Origin of the sequence: Streptomyces chisholmiae, assembly GCF_031845445.1 — a bacterium.
Lineage (GTDB): Bacteria > Actinomycetota > Actinomycetes > Streptomycetales > Streptomycetaceae > Streptomyces > Streptomyces chisholmiae.
This window is the reverse complement of record NZ_JAVREO010000115.1, coordinates 1-476: the sequence shown is the minus strand read 5'-3', so window position 1 is coordinate 476 and position 476 is coordinate 1. Positions and strand designations below refer to the sequence as shown.

General features: G+C 57.4%; 1 pseudogene. It reads left to right on the top strand.

Features of this window, described 5'->3' with window-relative positions:
* Positions 1-43: 43 nt before the first annotated feature.
* Positions 44-476: pseudogene (locus RM844_RS32340) on the top strand (hypothetical protein); the annotation flags it as partial.

The following is a 476-nucleotide window of genomic DNA, read 5'->3' as shown; positions in this document are numbered from 1 at the left end:
ACCTCGAGATTGTCGACTCCCAGCTATCGGTCGAGGAGGCGGCATGACCGGCAAGGACGCCCAGCAGGCACCTACCAGGAATGAGCAGGCTGAGATCGCCCGGGCCTCCTCCCAACAAGGTCATCGTGGTAGTCAAGTTACCGAAAAACCCATTTCTTTTGGACCCTCCCTCAAACGACTGCTCGGCCAACTCAAACCCCATCGCATTACGCTGACGATCGTCGTCATCATGGCCACAATCTCAGTGGCCTTCAACGTCATCGGCCCGAAAATCCTGGGCCGCGCCACCGACGTCATTTTTGGCGGCATCGTCGGAAAACAGATAGGCAAGCACATTCCCGCAGCCCGGGGCATGACAGCCGAGACATTCATCAACACACTCGGACAAGCCAGCCACGGTGGAGATCGAGGAAAGATCATCACCCTGCTGCAGCAATATCCTCACGTCGTCATCGGTTCCGGCATCGATTTCCACC